Origin of the sequence: Paenibacillus sp. B2(2019) (assembly GCF_008370385.1) — a bacterium.
Lineage (GTDB): Bacteria > Bacillota > Bacilli > Paenibacillales > Paenibacillaceae > Paenibacillus_AQ.
Window position 1 is genome coordinate 186,806 of the sequence record NZ_VTZR01000011.1, and the last position, 25,563, is coordinate 212,368.

The 25,563-nt window shown below is 44.6% G+C and carries 14 protein-coding genes; 3 read left to right on the forward strand and 11 right to left on the reverse strand.

The genetic code is table 11. The features are described from left to right. Window positions 1-37: 37 nt before the first annotated feature. The 4 genes from PAENI_RS09175 to PAENI_RS09190 form a co-directional block, all read right to left on the reverse strand. The gene (locus tag PAENI_RS09175; RefSeq protein ID WP_188114513.1) at window positions 38-7,558 is read right to left on the reverse strand and encodes an S-layer homology domain-containing protein; all 7,521 of its coding nucleotides are present in this window, start codon (window positions 7,556-7,558) and stop codon (window positions 38-40) included. A 454-nt stretch (window positions 7,559-8,012) separates the two neighbouring features. Next, the gene (locus tag PAENI_RS09180; protein ID WP_149645032.1) at window positions 8,013-9,023 is read right to left on the reverse strand and encodes a ketoacyl-ACP synthase III; all 1,011 of its coding nucleotides are present in this window, start codon (window positions 9,021-9,023) and stop codon (window positions 8,013-8,015) included. A 136-nt stretch (window positions 9,024-9,159) separates the two neighbouring features. Next, window positions 9,160-9,828 (reverse strand): hypothetical protein, encoded by a 669-nt coding sequence (locus tag PAENI_RS09185; RefSeq protein ID WP_223178927.1) that lies wholly within the window; start codon window positions 9,826-9,828, stop codon window positions 9,160-9,162. 557 nt (window positions 9,829-10,385) lie between these two features. Further along, a complete protein-coding gene (locus tag PAENI_RS09190) occupies window positions 10,386-11,783 on the reverse strand; it encodes an MATE family efflux transporter (RefSeq protein WP_149645034.1) in 1,398 nt (465 codons plus the stop codon). Between the two features lie 160 nt (window positions 11,784-11,943). On the opposite strand from PAENI_RS09190, the gene PAENI_RS09195 reads away from it, so the two are divergent. Beyond that, window positions 11,944-12,825 (forward strand): helix-turn-helix transcriptional regulator, encoded by an 882-nt coding sequence (locus tag PAENI_RS09195; protein ID WP_149645035.1) that lies wholly within the window; start codon window positions 11,944-11,946, stop codon window positions 12,823-12,825. Between the two features lie 69 nt (window positions 12,826-12,894). On the opposite strand, the gene PAENI_RS09200 is transcribed toward PAENI_RS09195, so the two are convergent. The 3 genes from PAENI_RS09200 to PAENI_RS09210 all read right to left on the reverse strand — a co-directional run bounded on the left by PAENI_RS09200 (window position 12,895) and on the right by PAENI_RS09210 (window position 16,355). Then, the gene (locus PAENI_RS09200) at window positions 12,895-14,496 is read right to left on the reverse strand and encodes an extracellular solute-binding protein (protein ID WP_410477462.1); all 1,602 of its coding nucleotides are present in this window, start codon (window positions 14,494-14,496) and stop codon (window positions 12,895-12,897) included. A 75-nt stretch (window positions 14,497-14,571) separates the two neighbouring features. Further along, window positions 14,572-15,465 carry a carbohydrate ABC transporter permease gene (locus PAENI_RS09205; RefSeq protein ID WP_149645037.1) on the reverse strand — a complete coding sequence of 298 codons (894 nt, stop codon included), beginning with the start codon at window positions 15,463-15,465 and terminating at the stop codon, window positions 14,572-14,574. An 11-nt stretch (window positions 15,466-15,476) separates the two neighbouring features. Further along, window positions 15,477-16,355 (reverse strand): ABC transporter permease, encoded by an 879-nt coding sequence (locus PAENI_RS09210; RefSeq protein WP_143759548.1) that lies wholly within the window; start codon window positions 16,353-16,355, stop codon window positions 15,477-15,479. A gap of 500 nt (window positions 16,356-16,855) precedes the next feature. Between PAENI_RS09210 and PAENI_RS09215 the strand changes: the two genes are divergently transcribed. Further along, entirely contained in the window at window positions 16,856-19,090 is a 2,235-nt protein-coding gene (locus PAENI_RS09215; RefSeq protein ID WP_149645038.1) for an AraC family transcriptional regulator, read from the forward strand. Window positions 19,091-19,328: 238 nt separating this feature from the next. Next, window positions 19,329-21,077, forward strand: coding sequence for an exosporium glycoprotein BclB-related protein (locus tag PAENI_RS09220; RefSeq protein ID WP_149645039.1), 1,749 nt, complete (start codon window positions 19,329-19,331; stop codon window positions 21,075-21,077). Between the two features lie 139 nt (window positions 21,078-21,216). On the opposite strand, the gene PAENI_RS09225 is transcribed toward PAENI_RS09220, so the two are convergent. The 4 genes from PAENI_RS09225 to PAENI_RS09240 all read right to left on the reverse strand — a co-directional run bounded on the left by PAENI_RS09225 (window position 21,217) and on the right by PAENI_RS09240 (window position 25,518). After that, window positions 21,217-22,329 (reverse strand): cysteine desulfurase family protein, encoded by a 1,113-nt coding sequence (locus PAENI_RS09225; protein WP_149645040.1) that lies wholly within the window; start codon window positions 22,327-22,329, stop codon window positions 21,217-21,219. Between the two features lie 51 nt (window positions 22,330-22,380). Further along, window positions 22,381-23,418: a tRNA 2-selenouridine(34) synthase MnmH gene (mnmH, locus tag PAENI_RS09230; RefSeq protein WP_076285291.1), complete on the reverse strand. Its 1,038-nt coding sequence runs from the start codon at window positions 23,416-23,418 to the stop codon at window positions 22,381-22,383. 57 nt (window positions 23,419-23,475) lie between these two features. Then, complete coding sequence (selD, locus tag PAENI_RS09235) at window positions 23,476-24,534, reverse strand: selenide, water dikinase SelD (RefSeq protein ID WP_149645078.1); 1,059 nt, start codon at window positions 24,532-24,534, stop codon at window positions 23,476-23,478. 156 nt (window positions 24,535-24,690) lie between these two features. Continuing rightward, complete coding sequence (locus tag PAENI_RS09240; RefSeq protein ID WP_081383015.1) at window positions 24,691-25,518, reverse strand: alpha/beta fold hydrolase; 828 nt, start codon at window positions 25,516-25,518, stop codon at window positions 24,691-24,693. Between the last annotated feature and the right edge of the window lie 45 nt (window positions 25,519-25,563).

Here is a 25,563-nt window from a genome sequence, read left to right on the forward strand (position 1 = left end):
GAGGGGATTTTTCATGTAGGGAACTTACAATTTCATTTTAGAATTTCGCAAGTAGATTTGAAATACTCTGAGCTGCCTCGGCACGGGTTGTCATCGATTGCGGAAGGAAGTTACCATCCTGATGACCCGTCAGAAGCTTAGCTTCTAGCGCACCTTGTACATAGGTTACTGCCCAAGAACTAACTTTAGAGCTGTCATTAGTCGCATGGAATGAGCTTGCTTCCGGCTTAACGCCCGTACGATATGCATAGGCTCTTACCAGCATAGCTGCCATTTCCTCGCGGGTAATCTGTTGATTCGGGTTAAAACGATCCTCGGATACGCCTTGAATAATACCTGCTTCAAAGGTTGCATTGACCGCCTCTTCGTACCACGATCCAGCGACTACATCTTGGAATGAAGTCGGACGACTCGCAGTTAAGGAAAGCGCTCTGCTGAGGAGAGCTGCATATTCTGCTCTTGTGATGGAACCCGATGGGTTAAACATAGAGTCAGATTGTCCCTTCACAATTTGTTTAGCAGATAGTTCCTGAATAGTCTTGTATGCCCAGTGACTTTCAGGTACATCTCGATAGCTGCTTTGGAACGAAAGAACAACGTATTGGCTAAAATGATTCAAATCTACGGTAAGACTGGTTTTGGACGGATTCATCGTCCCCCCTAGATAGGTAAAGCTGCCATTTTCCTCAATACGATAAATACCCGCTAGAGCTGGATTGGTTCCATTTAGAATCGGTAGTGTTATCTTCACGGGTACTGGGAATTGCTTCAGTGAATATTTATTACCAGACTCATCTGACATGATTAATGAGAAGTCCATGATGTCACTAACCCGTGAATACGGTGTAGTTATTGTAAGTTGATTCGATTGAATGGCTTCCATCTTCAAAAGTATTGTTGCTGTCTTCGCAGTTGATGGCAGAAGCTTACGAAGCTCGTTCAATACTTTGGAGGACATAATGGCACGAACCCCATTCACTTGAATCTCTAGATCCCTATTGCCGATCTGATCGAGTTGATCGATCGGAATCATAACTTGATTCTTATCCGCTTGAAGCTGCAAGATGATGTTTCCTTCAGCACTCTTCGTTAAGAGTTCATCTGGGATAACAACCGCCCCTGCAGGCAGCTCCGGCTTCACCACCACTGGCGGCGTAACGCTTGATCCTGGGTTCCCCCCACCCGTTGGTGGTGTTGTCGAGGTATCATTTTCGCGCATAACAGCAATAGTGTAAATCTGTTTGGTTCCATCTTGAGCTGTCACAGTTACGGTGATCATATTAGTGCCGACTTGTAAATCTCCACTGCCTGTTATCGATACAGTAGCCATAGGATCCGCTGCTGTATAGGTTACTTGCGTAACGGTTGTCGAGTAAGGTACAGTCAGTTCGTAGTTGTATTGCCCAGAGGCAAATCCACGAATCGTAGTTCCATTAACGCGAAGATCTACCAGATCTGCATTGCTTGAAGACTCCGCTTCAGGCTGACGCGTAATGATGATCGTATAAATATTTTGTAATCCGTCTTGAGCTGTCACGGTAACCTTCACGACGTTCCTACCAACCTCAAGGGCTCCACTACCCGTAATCTTAACTACGCTAGTCGGATCGTATGCCGTATAGGTAATATCCGTTACCGACGTACTATAGGGAACCGTTACGTTATAGTTCAACGTACTAGGTGCAAAAGCTGGTAGAGTTTCCCCATTCATTCGTAGATCGGACAGCAGAATTTGGTTAGGTAAGGATTCTGACTCACGGATGACGATAATGGTATACACATTCGAGCTGCCGTCTGGAGCTTGGACATGCACTTCCACCAGATTCTCGCCTACTTGCAGAGATTTACCACCTATGACATGAACGCTTAGTAAAGGATCTGCTACCTTATAAGTGACCTCTGCGACCGAAACATTATTCGTTACACGAATCGCATAGTTCATTTGATCCGGTGTGAAGCCGATCAACGATTGACCGTTTACCTGAAGATCTACTAGTGTTGCCTGAGAGATCTGTACTTCTTTAGTTGCAGTGGTCAAATTCGGCATCGTTTCATGCCCTTTCGCATCTGCAATCATCGCTTGCGTAATTTGTACAGCAGTAGCCTTTTCTTGTGGTGATACTCGTAGCTTAAGAATCGGAGCATCTGCTTGAATGCCATTCGTTGAGGTTAGAATGATTCTTGTCATTCCATTAACCGTCTCTTTGCGCATAATCTTAACGCCAGGTTGAGCCGGTTCAATCGATGAGAAGATGAGACTGCTGGAGTCTACATTCAAATCGATGGCTGTCACATCTGAAGTCGCATTGTTGATTGATACTTCATAACCGTTAACCTTTTGTGTAGCAGCATCAACTAATTTTGTGAATCGCAAGTCCGAAGCACCCGATTGTTTCTGTTCGGTTTGAGGTATGAACATACCGTCAATGACATGAGAATCTCCAATGGATGGGTTCAGGCCAAGTGCAGTTAGAACTGTTGCAGCCAAGTCTCTTGTATTCCCACCTTGCAATAATTTTTCCTTCCCGTCTTCGGTGGCTACTGTTCTACCATTCGCCGCGAAGAAGATTGTGGTGGCAAGGGGCTCGTCTTGCCCATGACTTGTTGCCATGCCCAAAGTTCCGTCTGCATTCTCTTTACCCCCACCATGGTCAGGCAGCATGAGGATGAGCGTATCTTCCAACAAATGATTGTTCTTTAAAGCATCATAGATGGTCTGGATGTTCTTATCCGTCTTCTTTATTTGCTCATAAAACGACTTCGTATAGAATCCATCACCGTGGCCCGCCCCATCCATATCATCCAATTGGAAGAAAATTAACGAGGTATCTTTCGCTTTGCCGCTAGCTGCGTATTGCGTGAACGCCGCTACATCAGCTTCATCTCCTAGGGAATAACCTTCGACACCAACAGAAGGTTCAATATGCCCCTGAACAATGTTGCTCCAGGTGGAGAATACCGTTTGTTTAGTAGCAGGCAATGCCTCCCTAATTTTTTTGAATACCGTTGGGTAGTCCCATGATTCACTGTATGTGTAGGCTGCGGTATCGTCATTATATAGACCATGCTTTTCATAACCAACACCATTAATCATCGAACCCCAGTTTGGGGATGAGCTGGAAGGTAAAGTAGTTTTAGCCGTATAGCTAATAGCTCCATGCTCGATAATGTTCCGAATGGCTGGAATTTGCAGGCGATCGCCTACCTTTTCTTTCTTGGAGCCAGGCGTCTCCCAATAAGGAGCATCCTTGGAGACCGCTACACCCCCACCATCAATCCCGATGACAACTACACGTTTATAGGGCTGGTATTGGGCTTGGGCTGCCATATCTGCCAGCTCTTCATCCGAAATGCCTTTCGCAAGTGCAAGGTCACCTATTGTAACATAACCATCTGCATTAAGATCTTCGGAAGCTTTAGCATGGATCTGAATAACGGCAGGCGCCGAATCAAATGCCTTAATCGTTAGTTTTGTTGATCCAGTATAGAAATCCGCATGCTTAACTTCAATGATGCCTTGGCCGGAAGCACCAAGCGTATTGAATTTGAGCTCCGAGATTCTGGACTTTGCATACTCCAGCGGATTCTCGATGTTATAGACATTACCTCCTGGCAGTTCTAGTCTAACGATACCAGGGGTCGAAGCGTCTGTCTTCGTTGCGCGAGATGCGCTGACAAATTCGAACTGTTCTGGATCATAAGCTATCTCAACGACAGCTTTGTCCACTTTAGTCGTCATATCAGGTGTACGCAGATCTAGATTATATCGGAATTGCGTACCTTGAACCGTGTGCTTAGCTCCGATCAGATTTAATGAACCTGAAAAATCCTCAATGGAAGCAAGCGGTGGAGCACTGTTATACATATTAGAAACTTCCTGCGCGGTTAATGTTCTTCCATACATATGAAGCTCATCAAGCTGTACTTGCAGCGCATTGCTGTAATTGCCTGTACCATCATTTCCGATCATGGTTGACAATCCTGTATCCAGCGTGCCCGTTCGACCTGCAATGGTCATGGTGCTTGCTATACCCTGATAGTTCATGCCATTAACTTTGGTCACATTTACAGGAACACCATCTTTATAAAAATCAACTCGCCCTGAAGCACGATCATGCGATATGGCGATATGATGCCAGGTGCCATCTACAACATTTGGAATTTGGGCATCTGCACGCGATTCGCCGGATGTATTAAAGTTCCATTGGAGTGCACTTCCCTTCAGCGCTAAGGCATAACCTACATTTGCACCGGAATCCCAATTTTTGTTGGATAGAATCGCAGGGTCTCCTGAGACAGAAGGCGATTTAACCCAAAATGCGAACGAGAAGTTCTTGTCCTTACCGAATTGCAGACTTGTTGGCTTGCCAAGATCAACATATTGCAGCGCTGAGCTCTTGGAATCGATACTCAAGGCTTGTCCGACGCGACCTTTCACGAACTGTGGATCTTTAACCGGTGTTGCCGGTATAGCATTTACAGATTGATCCTCCAAATTATTCTCGAAGGACATCTGTAGAAGTGTATCCGCAGAGAGCACTGAGCTACCAGTAAAATCGATTTCACTCATACTGGTGAATAAAGCGGTTGGGTTATAGGTGCTCGTGACAACAAATTTCACATATCTACCTTGTATCGCTTTATCCAGAATATTGAAGTCTTGATAGCTCGTGCCTTTCCAGGTTTTCTGGAATGTGCCGATCGCTTTATTCGCCGGATTGCTCAAGTACGCCGGATCGGTCAAATCCGATAATTGATCCGAGGCGTAGAGTTCAAAATCCTTTGGAAATTCCAGAGCCGTCTGACTTAAGCGGCTAGTGCGCCCAATACCAGTTAAGTTCTTACTACCCTTCATGTCGATAATCACCCAATGTGGAAATGAGGCTGCAGGCTCCTGCCATTTGGAATGCCAAATCGTAGCGGTATCGTTATCTAGGATGTTCGCAGCATTGGCATTTTCATTGTCCGCATAAGAACTAAAGGAGTTGATAGTGAATGCGTTCTTAGGAATAAAGGAATATATTGCTGCCTGTTGTATTTTTTTATAGACCCACTGAAGCTCGACATAAGCAAGGTCAATTTCGGTTGGGCTATTACTTGCCGTCAGTTGTCTGGCTTTCTGAAGTTGGTTCGCAAGCTCGTCCAGCTGGTCTTTCGGGTAAGATACACCACTGACTTTATCGCTGTTCTTTTGGAAGGATGCAGCGTCATGAATTAATGTGGTGAGCTGTTCAAAGGTAAAGAGCTGAACACCCTTATAGGAATCCGACAATGCTTTGTTTTCCGTAGCTGTGAGCGATCTCTTCCAGATTCTCAGATCATCTATGGTAATCGTTGCTCCGCCATTTCCTTTGTTTCCATCCACACCAATCAGCGTGTTAAAGGTTGTATCTACACTTTGAGTACCAAGCGAGGCAATACTCCCCGATGCCTTCTCCGTCCCATCTACATAAACTTTTGCTAAGTTGTTTGTTCTGTCCACTGTAATGGTAAAGAGATGCCACTCCGTTCCTACACTTGATGCTGTAATATCCGCTCTTTTCGTTCCATCACTAATATTTAAGGTCATACCATTGGTGGAGGCAGGTCCAATATACCAACCTAGATTACCGCCACTATTCCAGTTTTTATTGGAAAGGATAGTCTGATCCCCGGAAAGATTGCCTTTGTGCCAGAAAGACACGGTGAAGCTTCCTGCTCCGAATTTCAAATCATCACGCTTGCCCAAATCAATATAATTACTATTACCCGCTGCAATGAGCGCAGCTTTATTGGATTTACCATCGACATACGTTACATTGCCTGCTAGACTTGCAAGCCCTGTCACGTCTTTAGCTTCATCGGATAGGTTACCATCCAATCTCATATCGACCACTAGATCCTTCCACATGGTTGATGGATCAATTGGCGTCAGTTCAGGTGCTTCATTGCCGGCTGTGAACGATTGCTCTAGCGTTGCAGAGCGATTCCCGTAGGCATCAACAGCTGTCACTTGAACAATGTATGAAGTTTGAGGTGCAAGTCCTTCGAGTGGAATATTCATTGCATTCGGAACCGGGGAAAAGTAATAGTCAGAGAATACATTCACAGATTTGCTGCTAACTCCAGACCTTTTATCGATAACATTGATTTCATAATGATGCATAGATTGATCATCTTTCGCTTGCTTAAAGGAAAGTAAAGGTACCGTATCCTGATTCGTTATGTCGAGTTCACTATTGAATACAGGAGCAACCTTATTACGGTTAGCTGTAGTGTACTTGAAATTGCTCTTAATTGCTTCATTCGTCGAGCCTTTTAGCTGAATGACCCACTTGTCTCCAGCAACTGTACCCGCACTGTTGAATGGAGGCTGCGGCTCAGCCGTCCATTTACCGTCTGTGTAGATATCTCCAGGATCTGCGTTAAACGCAATCCGATCCACCTCAACCCGATCCGCATATACCTCAACGAAGTCGGCCTGACTGACAGGAAATTCAAAACGTCCTTCAAGTCCCTTCTTAGTCACTTGGGAGTAACCGCGATCGGATTCAATGTAAGACATGGAGCCAAGGTTAACTGAAGTGAAATCCTTCTGGTAAATGGAGCGATCATCACTAATATTCAGATGGGAATGTCCGGAGAAGGTAATCACTTGAGGATAGTCTTTGAGATCCGTATAAAGATTAGGATTCGATGCCTGTTGCCCATCCATTACCGTATTCGATATAGGTTGGTGCACATTCACGAAGATGGGGGTATTCTGATTCTTCGGATCAGCTGTAAGTTCTGCAAGTCTACCCTTTAGCCAATTACGCTGACCTGTATCTGAGTTGTAGTTGTTCCCGTTTAAAAATAAGAAATGATAGCCACCGATTTCAGATTCATAATAGCCATTCGGCTGGCTTGTGAACCAGTCCGTGGGATAATGTTCGTTGACTTTAGCAACGGTGGAATCGTGGTTACCTATAGCCATTCGGATCTGGGTGTTATTCCACTGCTTTCTAGCTAAATTTTGTTCAAAAATTTCCCGAACCATCACATGGTCATTAGGCTTGTCGTTCCCATTATCATTAATCATATCGCCAACGACGAGTATCGCATCCGGGTTCGGGAAAATCGACCCTATCGTATCAAAGAATTGGGTATAACGTGCATCTGCTGAAGCATGTGAGCCCACATGTACGTCTGACATCGCTACAAACTGGAGCAATGGCTTTTCTTTGGTCTTGATGATATAAGAGAAGGTTACTCCTTTACTTGCCACACCATTTTTGATCGCAATGGCTGACAAATTCGTTGTTTTGGAGATCGAGATCGGCCCGTTATATTTCAAACTATGAACATCCGGAAGCGTGCCGTCGAGTGTATAGTAAATGTCAGCATTCTGCGTTGCAGTTGTGAGGTGGATCGTCTGTGCTTCTTCATATCGGCCGGTGGGTACAGAAGTCGTTGGTTGATCTACAGATAGAATCTCAGATTCTTCAGCTGCAAACACAGGGGTGATATTCGGCATCGTAGAACAAATCACTGTGAGTGCCAGTAATAATGCAACAAATTTCCTACCTTTTCTGAACAAAATCATCTCTCCCAAGCATTATTTTATAGTTTTGAATCCCATGAAAACTCTCCATCAACAGATGAGCTAGCTACCCTTATCTCGGATATATTCGATAACTCCTCCTTTCTTCATCCCATTCAACCCATACTTTTTTTGGGTAGACTGGAGTCTGCTGTGTATATTGTAGGTATGGTTTATTTGCCTAGCATTAAATATCTGTAAAATTCAAAAGATGCATCCTAAGACTGTGATATGGGTCAAAACGCCTAACTCAATCCCAAAAGATGCCTAATAAATGAATAACATCTGCATATCATTAGCCGAATATGATCACAACAGTAGCCTAATACATGCATAATATATGCCCAAAAATACTTTTAGTAATGAAACAAAAACGACCATCCCTCGGAAAAATACCGAGAAATGGTCGTTGCTTTAACAATGTTTTATTATTTATGTTTACCTGAACAACTCACAATAAAGTCGGCTCCCCTACTTGCTCATCCAAGTTCAGCTCTACCAGTTGACCGGCCTGCGTCAGCCCCGCACCAAAGCCATACATCAGAATCTTGTGCCCGTTCTTTACTTTGCCTTCACGAATGCCCAAATCAAGAGCTAAGGGAATTGTTGCGGCAGAAGTATTGCCAAAATTCACAAGACTATGCAGCACTTGCTCCATCGGATAGTTCATACGCTCGCAAATCGGCTCAATCATTCTCATATTTGCGCTGTGTGGAATAAACCAATCGACTTGCTCCAGACCCACTTCTGCTTTTTCAAGCAGCTGCTGTACACCGAGAGGAACGGTTCTGACCGCCCAACGAAATACCTCGCGTCCGTTCTGTACGAGCATCTGTGTATCTACCAGTTCAATATTATTCACCGTATGGGCTAGACCCGTGCGATACACATGATGTGCGCCGCTGCCATCACTAGCTAGCTGAAAGCCTAAAAATCCCGTCGATTGCTTATCACTCTCCACAAGCACTGCACCGGCCCCATCACCAAAAAGGATACATGTACTGCGATCAGTATAATCTGTAATCTTGGAGATCGTATCCGCACCAATCACTAGAACCTTACGGTGCATCCCTGAAGCAACATAGCTATGAGCTGTATGAAGTGCATATACAAAACCCGCACAGGCTGCGCTCAAATCTATAGCTCCTGCAGTCTGCGGAATATTTAAGCGGTCTTGAATCAAAGAAGCTACTGAGGGAAAGGAAAAATCAGGTGTACTAGTAGCTACAAGGACCATATCCACATCCTCAACGTTTTTTCCATAACGTTTCATTAGATCCTGTACTGCCGATACACATAAATCGCTTGTGTATTCATCCTGCCGACTAATTCTGCGTTCACGAATTCCAGTCCGCCCCACAATCCACTCATTATCAGTATCCACCATCTGCTCAAGATCGGCATTCGTCAGTCTTTTTTCCGGGACATAAGTTCCGATAGCTGTAATTTTTGCACCTGTCATTCCAATCACCTCTTCATTTAGTATCTGATATTAGTACTTGGTACTAATTATAACTCTACACCTGCTATAAAGTAAAGAAAGCCGGTAAAGCAGCATGGCTTCCCGGCACTCACTATCAATACATATCTCGAACCACTTAAGCACGATTTACTTTACGGTATTTTCTTTTTCTGACGAAAAATAGAATCGCAGCAATGATCACCACCACTAGGATGATTAACACGATCACTATATTCCATACATTTGGCACATAAAGCTGCATTTTGATCGGCTCTGTATCCCCCAGGGTAACATTCCAGGTAAGTGTTCTGCCTTCATCAACAGCTGCATTATTATCACCAATTAGATCTATTGGCAACGTTAGTTTAAAATCAAATGCCAAGTTTTTCAGCACCGCCCGAATAATCGGCTTTGATAAACTCAATGTCCCCATGTTATCCATAATGGTATCCATATAACTATTAAATTGAGGCTGTGCCTCAACATCATACGTGGTATATAACAAATTCTTTTTAGTAACAAGCTGTAGATCCACAATATCCAGCCCCATAGAGGTTGAACCTATATCCTCAAATGAAGCGTAATTTTTCTGGATTTCATAGACTGTAGACTTACCTTCTTGTCGTTTTTCTAGCTGAATCCCTTCCTCCTTCAATTTGTCTGTCAGACTCTTCTCCATTTTATCGTTGATCAATGCTTCTGTTCGGGAATCCAATTTCACATTCATTGCTAAATCTACGCTTTGATTCTTATTCACCGTGACGTGAACGGTACCATTAGAACATCCCGATATTAGTATCATCATTAAGAGCAGTGTTAGGATCGTCAAGCCTCTCCATTTTAACGGCATTTTCCTCAAACCCTTCAGTAGTATGTATTCATAAAACAGGTACCCATGCTCTAAAGGCTAACTCATTTATATCATAGAATCAAATTCTATATGAATGAATAATCAAATTTCAGAACCATCAAACTTAAATTTTATACTCGCACAAAAAAGAGGCTAACCCTTAAGTAATTATTTACTCATGGGTAGCCTCTCTCCAAAAACATCACCCAACATCCACAGCTCGGTGAGCGATTGCGCAGCAGATGGGGATTGGTGCTTGGCGCACTTAGGGTGCTCAGTGGTGCTTGGAATGCTTGATGCTTGTTGTCGTTCGATGTTACTTGCAGTTCTCAAACTTTCTATTGGACTCCAGAGTCGCTATTTTCGAAAAAACGGCTCTTTTGGGCAACTATCGGACCCCAGAGACACTATTGGTGCAAAAAGACATCATTATGGGCAATTTTCCGAGGAATAGCGCCTCTCCAGTCCGAAAGCACTCCATTGCCCACCATGGTCGGCTTATAGAGTCCCGCTCATATAGTTAACGAAGTACTCCTTTTTCCGGCTCCATGTAGTGAGGCATTCCCTTCACTCAAACCGATATCCGCCTGACGGATAACTTTCCTCCCTCTCCAGCGCATTAGAACAAGAATCCCCCGCACAAATTCATCAGCAATCATACAGCAGTATATCCCTGTGAGCCCCCAGCCTAAGCTGATTCCAAACCAGTAAGAACATCCCACTCCAATAATGGACATAGACACGATGGAAGTATACATCGTATAACGGGTATCGCCGATGGCGTTCAGCGCATTACCCATGCCCATGTTCAGCATTTTGCAAGGTTGTAGTAGGAGATTTAGGGCCAATAGGGAAATCCCAATCGCAATAATCCGCGGGTCGGAAGTGAAATAGCCTAGTAGGTTCCTGCCGAAAAGAAATAGCAGTAACATGTTCGCTGATACAATAGCCAAGCCGATATACAGCGTACGATATGCACTACGATAAGCCTCTTTCAGCTTCCCTGCCCCGAACAAATGCGCGATCTGTATCTGTCCAGCCAGCGCGATTGCATATCCTAACGTGAAGCAAAAGGACTCTAAGGTATTGAGATAAGTCCGTGCGGCTAACGCTTCTGCGCCCAGTGCAGCTAGAAAGGAATAGACAATCAACTGAGAGAACACCCAGCAGGAAGAATTAATTCCAAGTGGCCAAGCAATCCTTATAATTTCCTTGAATAGCTTGCCGTTGAATATACGGAAATCCCTAAGTCTAATCTTAATCTCGAAGGAACCTCTAAACATGGTATACAGCATGATCACACCGACCAGTCTACTGATAATACTTGAGATTGCGATTCCCGCAAGCCCTAGCTGTGGCAGACCGAACATCCCGAATATAAAGGTATAGTTCAGAATAATGTGAATGACATTTATGATGACCCCTGTGTACATTGGTCCTCTGGTGTTCCCTGTATTACGAATCGCTGTTCCAAGGGAAGCAATCATCCCCACCAAAAACAGACCGCCACCGACATACGAGATATAGATATTGGACAGCGATAATAGCTCAGGCGATATATTTAGAATCCCCGCTATTGGACCCGCATAGAAGAACAGGATGATACTCACGACAATACCAAGAATGAGACTAACCGATACGCCCATAATTGCAATCGTACGCGCTTCGCTGAAACGTTTTGAACCCATTCTTTGCGCGATCAGGATCCCCGCCCCGCCCGCAAAGGTGGTAAAAAGTGTGGTCAACGCACCGAACAATTGATTGGAAATGCCGACTACGGCGACTGCATCATCTGAAATACGGCTGACCATGAGTGTATCTACCGTACCTAGCAGGGTCTGAAGAAACACCTCTATAAATATAGGCCAAGCCAATACCCATAGTCCAAAGCCCTGTCTTTCTTTTTTCACTAAATAAACCTCCCCTTAAACCAAACATGCATACTGGACCTAAGAAACAGCATATTTTTTCTTTAGGTCAGACTAAATTATAGATGATATACTTTTGGTGATGGTACAGATTTCAAACCAATAATTTCATTATTTCAACCTCATAAAAGGAGATCTCTCCATGAACATTATTAATTTTACCGTCCCGCCAATGCCCTATTATATCGTAAGTGGATTGCACACCTTCTCACCAGGGCATTACCACATGAGCCGCCACAATATCAAGGTTTTTGACTTGCTTGTAGTCAAGCAGGGCTGCCTATATATGAATGAAGGAGGCCTCACCTTTCAGGTACGTGCAGGTCAGGCACTGCTTCTTCGTCCAGATAGCCATCATTTCAGTACGGACAGCTGCAAGGAACACACCTCTTATTATTGGCTGCATTTTCAGACAGTGGGCGATTGGAATATCTCCGAGGCTACGGCTACAGCACCAGAGACAGAACACACCAGAGTGGAGCATCCTCTTCATTCAGACGAATTTAATATACGCACTTTTACCTTACAGCTGCCCCAATATACCTCTCTGCTGCAACCGTCCAAGATGGAAGAACTGCTCTCGCAGCTGAATCAACTAGCGCCTAATTCCCATTTGAGCGATACTCCATTTCAGCAGCAGCTGCTATTCCAAGAGGTTCTCCAGCAATTATCTGCCTCTCTGCGCCATGAGCGTCCCTCTCCCTCCAAAGTATGTGCAGAGCAAGCTGCCTCCTATTTGCGCAGTCATTTCCGTGAGCGCATTACAGCACAGCAGCTAGGGGAGAACCTGAACTTTCATCCTGTATATATCGCTCGTTGCATGAAAAAGGAATACGGCTGCACACCTATGGATTACCTGCTGCACTACCGAATTCAGCAGAGTAAGCTATTGCTGATGCAGACCAGTTACACGATTGCCCGGATCGCCGAGGAGGTCGGCTTCAATCAAGCGCCTTACTTCAGCTCCAGCTTCGTCCGCATTGAGGGAACCACTCCGCGGGAATTCCGCCAGCGCTTCTCGTAGTCTCCTAAAATACAAAAAAGGGATGTCCCCCGCCTTTATGGCTTAAGGAACATCCCTTGCTCTTTTTTATTACAGACCCTTCTCCTGTACGTAAGCATTCCATTGCTTGATATATTCCGCCTGAATTTTCTCAAGGCCGGCTTGCTTAGCCTTCTCCATGAAGGTAGCTAGACCCGCATCAACATCCTCTACCAATCCGGCTTGCAGCGGATACAGGTATTGCTTCTCTACCTGCTCCAGTGCCGCTTTTTCAGCCTGATAAGAGGTGTAATCTTCTGCAAATCCTGTGAAAATATCCGGCTTCTGAATCTTATCAAGCTCAGCGAAAATCTCTTTGACGCCATCATAGGATTTGTCGAATAACATAAATTCCGGGTTCCGCCATGCCCAGCCGTTCATCCCTTCACGAGTGAAGCCGTTCGTAGAAGCATCTCCAATAAGCTCATAATAGCCGTTTGCATCAACCTTATAATTTTTTCCCTCAACACCGTATTGTGTCAGCTGGTTATAACGTTTATCCAAAACCATCTTCTCATAAAAGGCTAATGCACGTTCTGGGTTTTTGCTGTTCTTAGGAATGGCAAACCCATTATGAATGGGATGAACCGGAGTGGCGTAACCAATCGTTTTACCATAAGGATAGTAACCCAGCTCCCAATCCGGATGGGCTGCTTTAAACTTCAACAGCGTATCGTTGAAGCGGGTCGGGTTATCTCCGAAAATAGTTGCCGCCTTTCCTGCAATAATTGGAGCCTGAATAGTATCTTTCACATTCAATACATTCTTGGAGATTAAGCCTTTTTCCTGCCAGCGTCTCATGGTCAACAGTTCTGCTTTATGTTCCTCCGAACCCCAGTAAAGGTAGGCCTTTGATGGATCGCTGTACTTGATTCCAATACCATAGGGTAGCGGACCTCCGACCATAGCGTTAAGTGCGGTGTAAGCATCATGCAGACTCCCCTTCACATCACTGTTAAAGGATCCTGGCGACATCTTCGGTTCGTTCTTCTTTATCCCTTCCATATAGGCTTCATAACTGGCCAAATCTGTCGGCTGAGGCAGATTGTATTTCTTGCGCAGATCCTCACGCCATACGAAACCATTCGTTACATATTCCTTATAAGTCGCGGGTACAGTGTAAATCTTGCCATCAATCTTAACTGCCTCCCACATATCCTGCGGTACAAATTGCTGGAGCGCTGGCGCAGCCGTCGGCAGCAGATCATCGATAGCCAAAAAAGCTCCTTTTTTAGCATAAGCTTGATACTGTGTCCAATCCGCAGTAAAAATCAAATCAATCGATTGTCCAGAAGATAGTAGCAATTTGTACTTCTGATCCCAGTCTGTCCAAGTTGTATAGTTGAATTTAACGGTTGCATTCAGATCTTCTTCAGCCATCTTGTTAATTTGCGATTCAATACTTGAAAGATCTTTCGGGGCATCACCCAGCATATAAAACTGCAGCTCTACCTTCTTCGATGTATCCAGCCCCGACTTCTCCTCAGTCTCAGCATTGGTGCTCTGAGCCGTATTCCCGCCGCTATTACTCTCTTTTACCGCTGCATTTTCCCCGTTCGTGGAACTAGAATTCCCCCCACAGCCTGCCAGTAGAGCTAAGCTCAGTACTGACGTGAGCAGAATAGACATGCTTTTGCCTCGTAGTTTGTTCATCTGAATCCTCCCTTTTCACTATGCTTCTATGTTAGCCGACTATACCTAAGCCTGGGTAGGGGCAAGGTTGCGGTTCTAACCTTTTACAGCTCCGATGGTCAACCCTTTGACAAAGTAACGCTGAACGAACGGGTACAGAAATAGAATCGGTCCAGTCACAACAATCGCCATCGCCATTTTGGTAGACTCACCAGGGACTTCTGTAGCCAGCGACACCCCAGTTCCAGCACCCATCTGTGCAATGAACTGCGCTGAATTGATAACATTGTACAGATAGAACTGCAGTTGATATTTATGGGTATCATTGATGAACAGTGAAGATGTGAACCAGTCATTCCAGTAATACAATGCAAGGAACAATCCGACTGTAGCAATCCCTGGCATGGAGAGCTTGAGGACGATCTGCCAGTAGATTCTGAAATCACCGGCCCCATCGATTTTCCCAGAATCAAATAGCTCCTCAGGGACTGCTGATTTAACGAAATTCTTCATTAAAATAATTAAGAACGGTGTCATCAGGCCTGGTAGCACCAATACAGCATAGGAATCCAGCAGACCGAGGTATTTAGTAATCATGATGTACCAAGGAACAAGTCCTCCACCAAACAAGGTCGTAAAGTATATATAGAAGGAAAAGGTATTGCGGTATTTGAAATCCTTGCGGGCCAGCACGTAACCAGCCATCGTCATGAAGAAGAGTCCTAATGTCGTTCCCACTACAGTGGTGACGATGGTGACCGTGTAAGCACGCAGTACTTCATCCGGGAAAATGAACACCGTCTTGTAGCCTTCAAGAGAGAACTCACCCGGAATCAGATGATAGCCATCCCGGATAATAGATTCATTGCTGGTTAATGATGCGGATATAATTAGCAGAAAGGGCAGCAGGCAAGCAACCGACAGTCCAATGATGACCACATAGGCGATTGCATGAAGCACCCGTGTATATTTATCCTTTTGAATTTTCATTTCTTGTCCTCCTAGAACAGGGCGTAGTCATCATTTATTTTGCGAATAATATAGTTAACCGTCATGATGAGGACAAAACCGAACAAGGACTGATAGACCCCGGCAGCAGTAGCCATGCCCACATCAAACGTTACTTTAAGCGAGCGATAGACGTAGGTATCGAGAATATCCGTCGTATTATAGAGAAGCCCGTTGTTTCCTATTAATTGATAGAACAGATCAAACTGCCCTTTCATAATACTTCCGAGCGCAAAGAGCAGCAGCACCACAAAGGTTGATTTCAGCATTGGCACTGTAATATACCAAATCCGCTGAAAAATATTAGCGCCATCGATCTTAGCCGCTTCATAATATTCATCGCTAATCCCCGTAATCGCTGCTAGATAGATAACCATGCTATAACCGAGATTCTTCCATAGATAGAAGATAATAATTAGAAAAATCCAAGCCCAGGGTTTGCTGTAAACGTCCACCGGATCAAGCCCAAATTGTGTAAGCATTGTATTTAAGAAACCGCTGTCATAATTGAACAGGTTGTAGACAATAACACTTAGAATGACGAAGGATACGAAGTATGGTAGAAACATTATCGATTGGCTAATCTTTTTAAACCATTTCCCATTCAGTTCACTTAAGAGAATCGCACAAGCAATCGCCAGCACATTCCCAAGTACAATAAAAGCGATGTTGTAACCTATCGTGTTCATCGTCAGCTTCACCAGTGTGCCGGATCTCCAGAGAAACTCGAAATTCTGCAAGCCGACGAACTTGGAATTAAACATACTGCTGTTGAAGTCAAATTGAGTGAACGCATAATAGATACCTACCATTGGAAAATAAGAATTCACTAAGAAAAAGATCAAGGTGGGCAGCAGCATCAGAAACATCATCCGATTGTGTATCAGTTCATAAATAAATCCCTTCTTCTTTCTTGTCGTCCGTAAGCGTGCTCTTCCATCGGCCTGGATGCCAAGTTCGACGGTTGAGATTCCTTTGGATGAGGTTTGGCTCAAGGTCTCTCACTCCCTTTAATGTAGAAACTGCATAATTCCACTATAGGGTGGTTCTTTTGAACACAGAAGTGAAGCTTCATAGCTTTCCTGCACAAACTGGAGAAATCGCTGTTGAACAATAAGGATGTTTATGAAGAAACGATGAATAGTGTTAATGCCAGTGTACATAGGGGAATGCACTCGAATATCCCGAAAATAATGATGATAAGTGCACAAATATTTATTTTCTTCACAGCTATATATTGGTAAAATACAACATTCTAGTGTTACTCCACTGTTCTGTTCACTCTAGGGCAATTATAATAAGAGGACTTCATATCTAGAGTTCATCCAGAGCCTTATCCAATAAGCCGCATACATTTCGGGGGAGGGCTATTATGAAGAATAATGATATACGGAGAAAAAGACTGCTGTATGGCAAGCTGCTAACAACGATTACACTATGTATTTCGTTAACTCTTCTGGTCTCTACAATCGTGTACTATACATACTACATCGGCGTCGAGAAGACTCAGACCTTCCGTTCCGATCTAAGAGATCTAACTCAGACTGGCAAAAAAGTAGTCAACATGGCTGAAGTAGCTCAAACGCTTTCATTTCAGCTATACAGGACCTCCACTATTTCCCATCTGTTGTTCTACAACAAACCTTCCATTTATGAGGTTACGGCTGCAATGTCGGATCTCGGAAACTATCTGAACTCCATGCCATACATTGAATCCATCTATGTTTATAATCCGAATAATGACACTATATATATCTCAGCGGCGCAAGGGCAGAATGGTGTGTACTCCACAGGAGAGTTAGAGGATACTGAAATCATACAGATGTTGAATCATTATCAGGATTATAAAACATTCACTCCGATCCCACGCACCTATTCCATCGGTGAACCCAAATCAGAAGCTATCGCTGTCTATACTTATCTCTGCTATGATGCGATCAACTGGGACCGTGCCATCAATTCTGCAGTTATTGTTAATATATCAGCAGCTTGGATAAACAAGGAGTTGGCTAACAGCAATACCGCCGGTAGTGGTAATACTTATCTTCTTGATGACCAAGATCGGTTTCTATCGGGGAACAAGCTGACATTAGAGAAGCTCTCGGGGGATGAAAGCAGCTGGATAGAGAATAAAGTTAAAGCCCGCTCCGCAGGTTATTTCACAGCTCCTTTTAAAGGCCAGAAATCATTAGTGTCCTATACTTCACCAGATTCTCTTGGTTGGCAGTATGTTCGCATTACTCCTTATGATGTAATCACAGAACAGACTAAGCAAATCCGTAATACAACACTACTGATTTCTTTGATTATTTTAATATTCGGACTTATCATTTCTAGAATGCTGTCCAAACGCCTCTACCTTCCTATTGATTCCATTGTAAGCCGAATGAATAGCCTTGAAGCTGACAAGCGCAACAGTATGTTTACGATTAGACAGAATTCATTACGTAATCTTGTTCTCGGTATAAAAGCCCCCCACAGCAGCCGGCCTAGTGATTTCGAGCAACTAAGCATTGCTTTCAACTTAAACGAAGGTTATCGGCTTGTATTGCTGCGTATTGATGAATACAATCCCCTGCGACAAGACCGAGGTGCTTATCTACTTGCATACAAGTTCGCGATCATGAATATTGCTTCGGAAATTTGCGGTCAGACTTATCAAGTTGAAAGCGTAGATATGAACGACGACAGCGTAGTTATGTTACTTAGCAGTATGACGTCCGCTGAATCTCTCGATACAGAATTGATCGAAGTACTGCTGCGACAAATCCGTGTGGCTTGCTGCGATTATCTGAAAATAGGATTATCGCTAGTATACAGTCCCGTTAGTGATAATCCAGATCGATTGAACCACCTATATAGCCAGGCCAAAGAAGCTTCTAAACATAGACTTTTTTATGGGCATGGCTGCCTAATCAACGCGGAGAAGATTAACGAATTGCAGAATAACCTATACTCTTACCCTGCGGATAACGAGAAAAAGCTGGTCGATGCCCTCACCAGTGGTAGAACAGACGAAGCCCGTAGCCATTTCTCTGACATCGTGCGCGAATTGGACCAATACCCCTACCATGTACTAGAACTAACGCTATCCAGGGTGACGCTAACGATTAAGAGAATCATCGATAATATCAAAAAGCTCAGCTCTACATCTGTGGAAGATATCCTCAAGATACCTTCACTTGAGAATTACGAGACGATGAAGGAGCTTGAAGAAGCTTTTTACCAACTCTTCGATGATATTCAGGAATTACAGGCCGATAAACGTAGCTCTAAGCAAAGTGATCTGATCCGTCAAATTAACCAAAAAATCAATCAATCTTACATGGACCCCAGCCTGGGCCTGAATCAGATTGCTGATGAGCTTAACCTGTCACCTATATATGTCAGCCGTCTTTATAAGCAGCAAACAATGACAGCTATTGTGGATGTCATCATGGATGTACGAATGCAGGAAGTATGTCGCCTCTTGAAAGAGAGCGATCTGTCCGTATCGGATATTGCTGAAATGACCGGTTTCACGAGCAGTTCTTATCTCCATCGGATGTTCAAACGCAACTTCAGCATCACGCCGATGGAATACAGGCGTTCTAATACTCGTTCATAAAACTGAAGGCTGAGTGAGAAGGCGAACGGAGTACAGATCAATAACACTACTAAACTACTCTATCAAAAAAGGCAGGCTACTGTATTAGCGGTGGTTTGCCTTTTTAATGTAGGTTCATGTGTATCGACTTCCAGAGCGATTACCGTAACAACTTCAGCTTCTCTGAATATGCTGATTGGGCAGGTTCCCAATTTTTAAAGGTATGAAAAGGAGAAGCTCAAGGAGGAGATACAGAAGCATGTCGGATCATTATCATAGACCATTCAAAGGTGACGCTATCCTAAACAAACAAGGAAGAATAAGCAGTCCTGTTAGAAAAAGAGAGTGTGCTGCACTATTAAAAATAGTCACAGAGCTTGCTACAGTGGTACCTCCCGCACTTACGAATCCCACTACACTTCATATTTCCAATCTTCAAAGAGTGTTAAGAGAACTCATGGAATTCTTGCATGAGGCTAGGATATGCAGCCCTTTTAGAACGGAGCTTCTTTCTGTAGTAGAAATAACCATTGTAGCTACTGAGGTCAGTCCCTTCTCCGTCGTGAGCGTGGGTACTAATCTTCAACAGCTGTTAGCCGAGTTATTATCTTTTATCCTCGCCACGAAAATAGACTCTCATTGCAAAGATCAGTTAGTAATTCAAATCAGACATATTCAAGCTTCTATTTCACAAGCGCTCGGCTTACCTATTAAGGGTGCGACGGGGCCACAAGGTCCTCAGGGACCCCAAGGAACTCAAGGGCCTCAAGGACCTCAGGGTCCTCAAGGAGCCACTGGTGCTGGGCTGCAAGGTATTGTAGTCTTTAATCCGGCACAAAGCTCATTGTATCCAGCGGGTCAAGTAGTAACCTTTAATGGCAGCACTTATATAGCTACTGTTGCTGGACCCAAAGGAACACCAGGTAGTTCGTCAGATTATTTACTAATTGCTGGTGGAGCGACAGGCGCGACTGGAGCGCAAGGACCTCAGGGAATTCAGGGACCTCAAGGTCCGCAAGGTCCTCAAGGAGAATATGGTGGTGGTGGGACAGGCGCAACGGGTGCAACTGGGGCGCAAGGTATACAGGGACCTCCAGGTCCTGGAGCAGGGGCAACTGGAGCGACAGGCGCTACAGGTACTGCCGGGCTTGTTGGACCGACAGGCGCTACAGGTACCGCCGGGCTGGCTGGACCGACGGGCGCTACAGGTGCGGCCGGGCTTGCTGGCCCGACGGGGGCGACGGGTACTGCCGGACTTGCTGGACCGACGGGCGCTACAGGTACTGCCGGACTTGCTGGACCGACAGGCGCTACAGGCACCTCCGGGCTGGCTGGACCGACAGGTGCTACAGGTGCGGCCGGGCTTGCTGGCCCGACGGGGGCGACGGGTACTGCTGGCGTTGCGGGGCCGACTGGTGCTACAGGTACTGCGGGAATTGCTGGACCTACGGGGGTTACCGGAGTTACAGGAGTTACTGGGGCAACCGGTGAGGGCGCAATCATTCCACTGGCATCTGGTGGACCAATTATTATGACCACGGTTTTAGGTGGCTTGGTTGGAACAACAAGCCTCATAGGCTTCGGAAATTCAGCTACTGGCATTTCTCTTGTTAGTGGAAATATTGATTTGACAGGTACTGTTCTTGGACCTCTTATCAACTTTGCCATGTCGGTTCCTCGTTCAGGAGTGATTACATCTATTGCTGCTTACTTCAGTAATACCATAGCTTTATCGCTTCTTGGTACTACGTTAAATGTAACAGCGCAATTGTACCAATCTGCCACACCAAATAACACATTTACTCCTATTCCAGGCGCAATAGTACCACTTCCATCTATCACCGGTACTATTAATTTAGGAACTTTTGTCAGCGGAATTACGAATGGTATCAATTTCGCTGTAACACCGCAGACACGTCTTCTTATGGTATTCTCAGCCACTGCTACAGGTCTTACCCTTGTAAATACAGTCACTGGTTATGCAAGTGCAGGCTTTACTATTGTATAATCACTAATACAACAAAAGCATCTGCCCTCTCTACTAAAGGAGTGACAGATGCTTTTGTTAAAATATGCGATTTCAATTTCTTAATCTTTCGATCCGGAGAGACGCTATTGAGCAAACTTAGCTATCCCTGGCAATCTACTCACAACAAATACTCTTTCAGCTTACCGATAACCTCATCGATCTCCGCTTTAGTCGTATACCGTCCCACACTAAAACGAACCGCTCCCTGCCCAATACATGCTGAGACATTCATTGCCTTTAGAACAGGTGAAATCAATGTTTCTCCAGAATGACAAGCTGAACCTGTTGAGGCAGCCACATCTTCCAGCGAAGCAATCACTTCGTGACCCACCGCTCCAAGAAAACTAACGTTAAGCGTGTTGGGCAATCGTTTATCCCTATGACCATTCAGGTGAATTCTGTCGCCAAATGCGTTCTGCAATCTATCGTAGAAATAATCCGCTACTTCTTTCACACGCTCTCTGGAAGCAAAGTCCGAAGCAAGCTCACAGGCTTTTCCTAATCCAATAATATAAGGGGTGTTTTCCGTTCCGGCACGTCTCCCCTGCTCATGACCCGCTCCGTGAATTAATGGCTCGATGTGAATGCCCTCTCGGATGTACAATGCTCCAATCCCTTTTGGCGCATATAATTTATGGCCTGCCAGCGTTAGAAAATCCACCCCTAACTCAGCCACATCAAGCTCTACTTTTCCTGCGGACTGCGAAGCATCGGTATGTATAAGGACACCCCGTTCATGGCAGACCTCGGCTATTTCTTTGATCGGCTGAATCGTGCCCGTTTCGTTGTTAGAGTGCATAATGGAGACTAGTATAGTTTGGTCTGTAAGCTGATTTTTCACATCATCTACCTGCACCTTTCCATACGCGTCAACAGGTACATAAGTAATCGTGTAGCCCAACTGCTCCAGATACTGACACGGTTTAATTACCGCAGGATGCTCCACAGCAGACAAAATAATGTGATTGCCTTTATGTCGATACGTTTGGGCGACGCCCTTGATGACGGTATTATTCGACTCGCTGCCCCCGCCTGTAAAAAGCACCTCACCCGGCGTACAATTCAGGAAATTAGCCACCTGTGTTCTTGCTCGCTCGATTCCGACTTTAGCTTCTTGTCCCAAAGAATGACTGCTTGAAGGATTGCCAAAATGACCATAAAGATAAGGAATCATAACCTCTGCTACTTCCTTATCTACAGGTGTTGTAGCGTTATAGTCTAAATAGATCATTTGTTAATCCGAGCCTCCTCTAAACCCCTCATACTTTACGATACATAAAGCTTATACCTTCTGATTACTTAAAAAAGAGATCACCGCAGCCTCAGCTTCATCCAAATTGTTCACCTTAAAGGTAACTCTCTCAATGCCTTCATACTGAGTAGACGTATAATCGTATTTAGGATCATAGTAGTATTCTAACAGCAGCGCAACAGCCTCTCCGAACATATCAGCTTGCAAGCAACGCTCGATTTCCGCCGCAATGGGGATATGAATTCGCGATTTGATACTTCGAAATGCTGAAATGCACTGTTCTTTATATTCTTCTGGTCGATAATCCTCAAGGATTTGCTGCACTCTGGCTTGTAGTGGCATCTCAATCCAAATTTGTGTTCCAATCTCTTTCTGCTCGGCCATGAATGGGGGCATTACGACCTTCCCAATCTTTTTGCTCTCCGCTTCAAACAGTACATAAGGAGCATCCCCAAGCTTAATTAATTCCTCCATAAGAAGACTATCGAACGTTTTTTGATTGTTTGCATGAAGTCCGATCTCGCCAAAGATAGAACCGCGGTGACCTGCCATTCCTTCCAAATCCAAAACAGGATAGCTCTGTGCCTTCAGGCGGTGCAGCAGGTTTGTTTTACCTGTACCCGTATTTCCATGAATGACATAAGGCTTCGCCTTGAATTCATAGGACTCCAGTTCATCGAGTACCCATTTACGGTAAGCTTTATAGCCGCCAATCAATCGGTAAGCGTGAATATCCATTAAAGAAAGTACGGTCGCAGTTGTACGGCTGCGCATACCTCCCCTCCAGCAGAATACAGCCTTGTCCCCTTGAATCGCAGCAAATTCTTTGACAAAGGAAGGTAGCTTCGCAGCAGCAATCTCCAAACCGCGTTCTTTCGCAGCCTGCACACTTGTCTGTTTATACAACGTACCTACTTCAGCCCGTTCCTCATCATCAAAAAAGGGAATATTCAAGCTATCCGGCAGCGTTGCATCTTTATATTCAGAAGGAGATCGAACGTCGATAACGGTGATCTGCTTCTTATTCTTTAACACTCTTAGTTCTTCCAGTGTAATATCCTGAAACAATGCGCTCTCTCCTCTGGTGGCTAACTTCTTAGGTCGCCTCTAAGCTGAACTCCAGCTTTATTGCGCAGCTATAACTGCAATCTGACCCGGATGTTCTTCCGTTACCTCTCCGATCAATGCTGCTTCTACACCTGCATCTACTAACTCTTTTAGCAAATCCTCACTTTGTTCAGGAGCAACAGAGATCAGCAATCCACCGGAAGTCACAGCATCACACAGAATATAGCGGCTTAATTGGTCCATCTCTTCCGGATAAAGAATACTGCCCTCCAAATGGGCAAAGTTATTCTTAGTGCCGCCTGGAACAAAGCCCTGCTCCGCGAGCTCTCTTACTCTTGGCAGCATCGGTACATCGCCTTGACGAATAATCAGTCCGTGATTGCTCCCTTTTGCCATTTCCGAGGCATGTCCAAGCAACCCGAATCCGGTAACATCTGTACAAGCATGTACATCATAAGGCTCCATGATTTCTGCCGCTTTTTTATTCAGTGTAGACATGACTGTCGTAAGGCGTGTAGTTTCTTCTGGGGATAGCTGATCCTTTTTAATAGAAGTCGTTAAGATGCCCACACCGATAGGTTTAGTCAAAATCAGCTTATCTCCTGCCTGCGCACCTGCATTCGTTCTTACTTTGTCCGGATGCACAAGGCCCGTAACGGCCAATCCAAATTTAGGCTCTTTATCGTCGATGGAATGTCCGCCCACAAGCGTTGCTCCTGCTTCCTGCACTTTATCTGCTGCACCGCGCAAAATGTCACCGAGAATACTTTTGTCCAAAACAGAAATAGGGAAGGCCACAATATTAAGCACTGTAAGCGGCTTGCCGCCCATAGCATAAATATCACTTAACGCATTAGCTGCTGCAATTTGCCCAAAGGAATAAGGGTCGTCCACGATCGGCGTGAAAAAATCAACAGTTTGCACTAACGCAAGATCATCACTTAATCGATATACCCCAGCGTCATCACTGGTATCCAGACCTACAAGTAGATCCGGATTAGGAACGGTTGGTGGTAGACTGCGAATAACCTGCATGAGATCGGCGGGACCGATTTTGCAGCCGCAGCCCCCTTTTGAAGATAATGAGGTCAATTTTATGGTTTCGGCTTGAGACATCATGACTCAGCTCCTTTAGATAGTTAATCTCGAATATCTTTAATCTTACATCAGTAGACAGCATTGTACAAAATACAGACATACAGAAGAACGCCCCGTAGCCAGTACATACTCCCCGGCTATGGGACGCCCCTCATTTCTCACTTACCACTAAGATCAACTAATCTGCTGAGTTTCCTGCTGTTTCTCCAAAAACCGCTGAAGTATAGCATTAAATTTCTCCGGCTGACACAGATTACTAGGATCTAATGCGTTAGGGATGATCACTAACTGAGCATGTGGCAGCTGAGACACCATATCCTTCATACAATTAACTCCAAATTCACTAAAGTCACCTACAATACATAAGGCGGGACGCTTAAAAGACTTTAAGCATCTAGTGTAATCCACATGGCTCGTAGCCAGCCTTTGCCGATACAATTCCCGTGGACGTTTATCGAGAAGTCCTCTTCTAATCTCGTTATAAGCCAGATTCCAGCGTTCCCGGTACATCATACGAATCGAAGGTAGTACAAGCTCACTTGGAGCGTAATACATTAACCAACTGCAATAAGCAGCCATAAGCTGGATTTTACCGATTATCGTTGACGCCTGACTTCTACAAAAGCTATCCGCGACAACAATCGCTTTTACTCGTTCTGGATATTGTTTCGCAATATGTTGAACGACGAGCCCCCCATAGGCACTCCCAACAAAAACAGCCTCACGAATACCCAAATCATTTAATAGCATTATTATATCTAGACATTGGGTTTCAATAATCTCATTTGGGGCCTGCAGTAGTTCACCTGATTTGCCATTCCCCCGTAAATCACACAGAATCACTTTATATTTATCAGAAAAATACTCCAATTGTGGCTTGAACATACTATGTGTTAATCCATGTCCATGGATAAACACAACCGGAGTCCCTGTTCCATTGATTTCGTAATAGAGCGAAGTTCCATTCAGTTTAGCAATAGGCAAAGTTAACACCTCTTTCATAGATAGGTTCTACAACTATATCTGCTTTTTAACGCAGCAAAAAAC

Excerpts from the sequence above, each read along its gene's own strand:
- PAENI_RS09225 (WP_149645040.1), bottom strand. The coding sequence starts at position 22,329 with ATGATCTATTTAGACTATAACGCTACAACACCTGTAGATAAGGAAGTA.
- selD (WP_149645078.1), bottom strand. The coding sequence starts at position 24,534 with ATGTCTCAAGCCGAAACCATAAAATTGACCTCATTATCTTCAAAAGGG.
- PAENI_RS09205 (WP_149645037.1), bottom strand. The coding sequence starts at position 15,465 with ATGAAAATTCAAAAGGATAAATATACACGGGTGCTTCATGCAATCGCC.
- PAENI_RS09200 (WP_410477462.1), bottom strand. The coding sequence starts at position 14,496 with ATGAACAAACTACGAGGCAAAAGCATGTCTATTCTGCTCACGTCAGTA.
- PAENI_RS09195 (WP_149645035.1), top strand. The coding sequence starts at position 11,944 with ATGAACATTATTAATTTTACCGTCCCGCCAATGCCCTATTATATCGTA.
- PAENI_RS09215 (WP_149645038.1), top strand. The coding sequence starts at position 16,856 with ATGAAGAATAATGATATACGGAGAAAAAGACTGCTGTATGGCAAGCTG.
- PAENI_RS09240 (WP_081383015.1), bottom strand. The coding sequence starts at position 25,518 with ATGAAAGAGGTGTTAACTTTGCCTATTGCTAAACTGAATGGAACTTCG.
- PAENI_RS09180 (WP_149645032.1), bottom strand. The coding sequence starts at position 9,023 with ATGACAGGTGCAAAAATTACAGCTATCGGAACTTATGTCCCGGAAAAA.
- PAENI_RS09210 (WP_143759548.1), bottom strand. The coding sequence starts at position 16,355 with ATGATGTTTCTGATGCTGCTGCCCACCTTGATCTTTTTCTTAGTGAAT.
- PAENI_RS09220 (WP_149645039.1), top strand. The coding sequence starts at position 19,329 with ATGTCGGATCATTATCATAGACCATTCAAAGGTGACGCTATCCTAAAC.
- PAENI_RS09185 (WP_223178927.1), bottom strand. The coding sequence starts at position 9,828 with ATGATGATACTAATATCGGGATGTTCTAATGGTACCGTTCACGTCACG.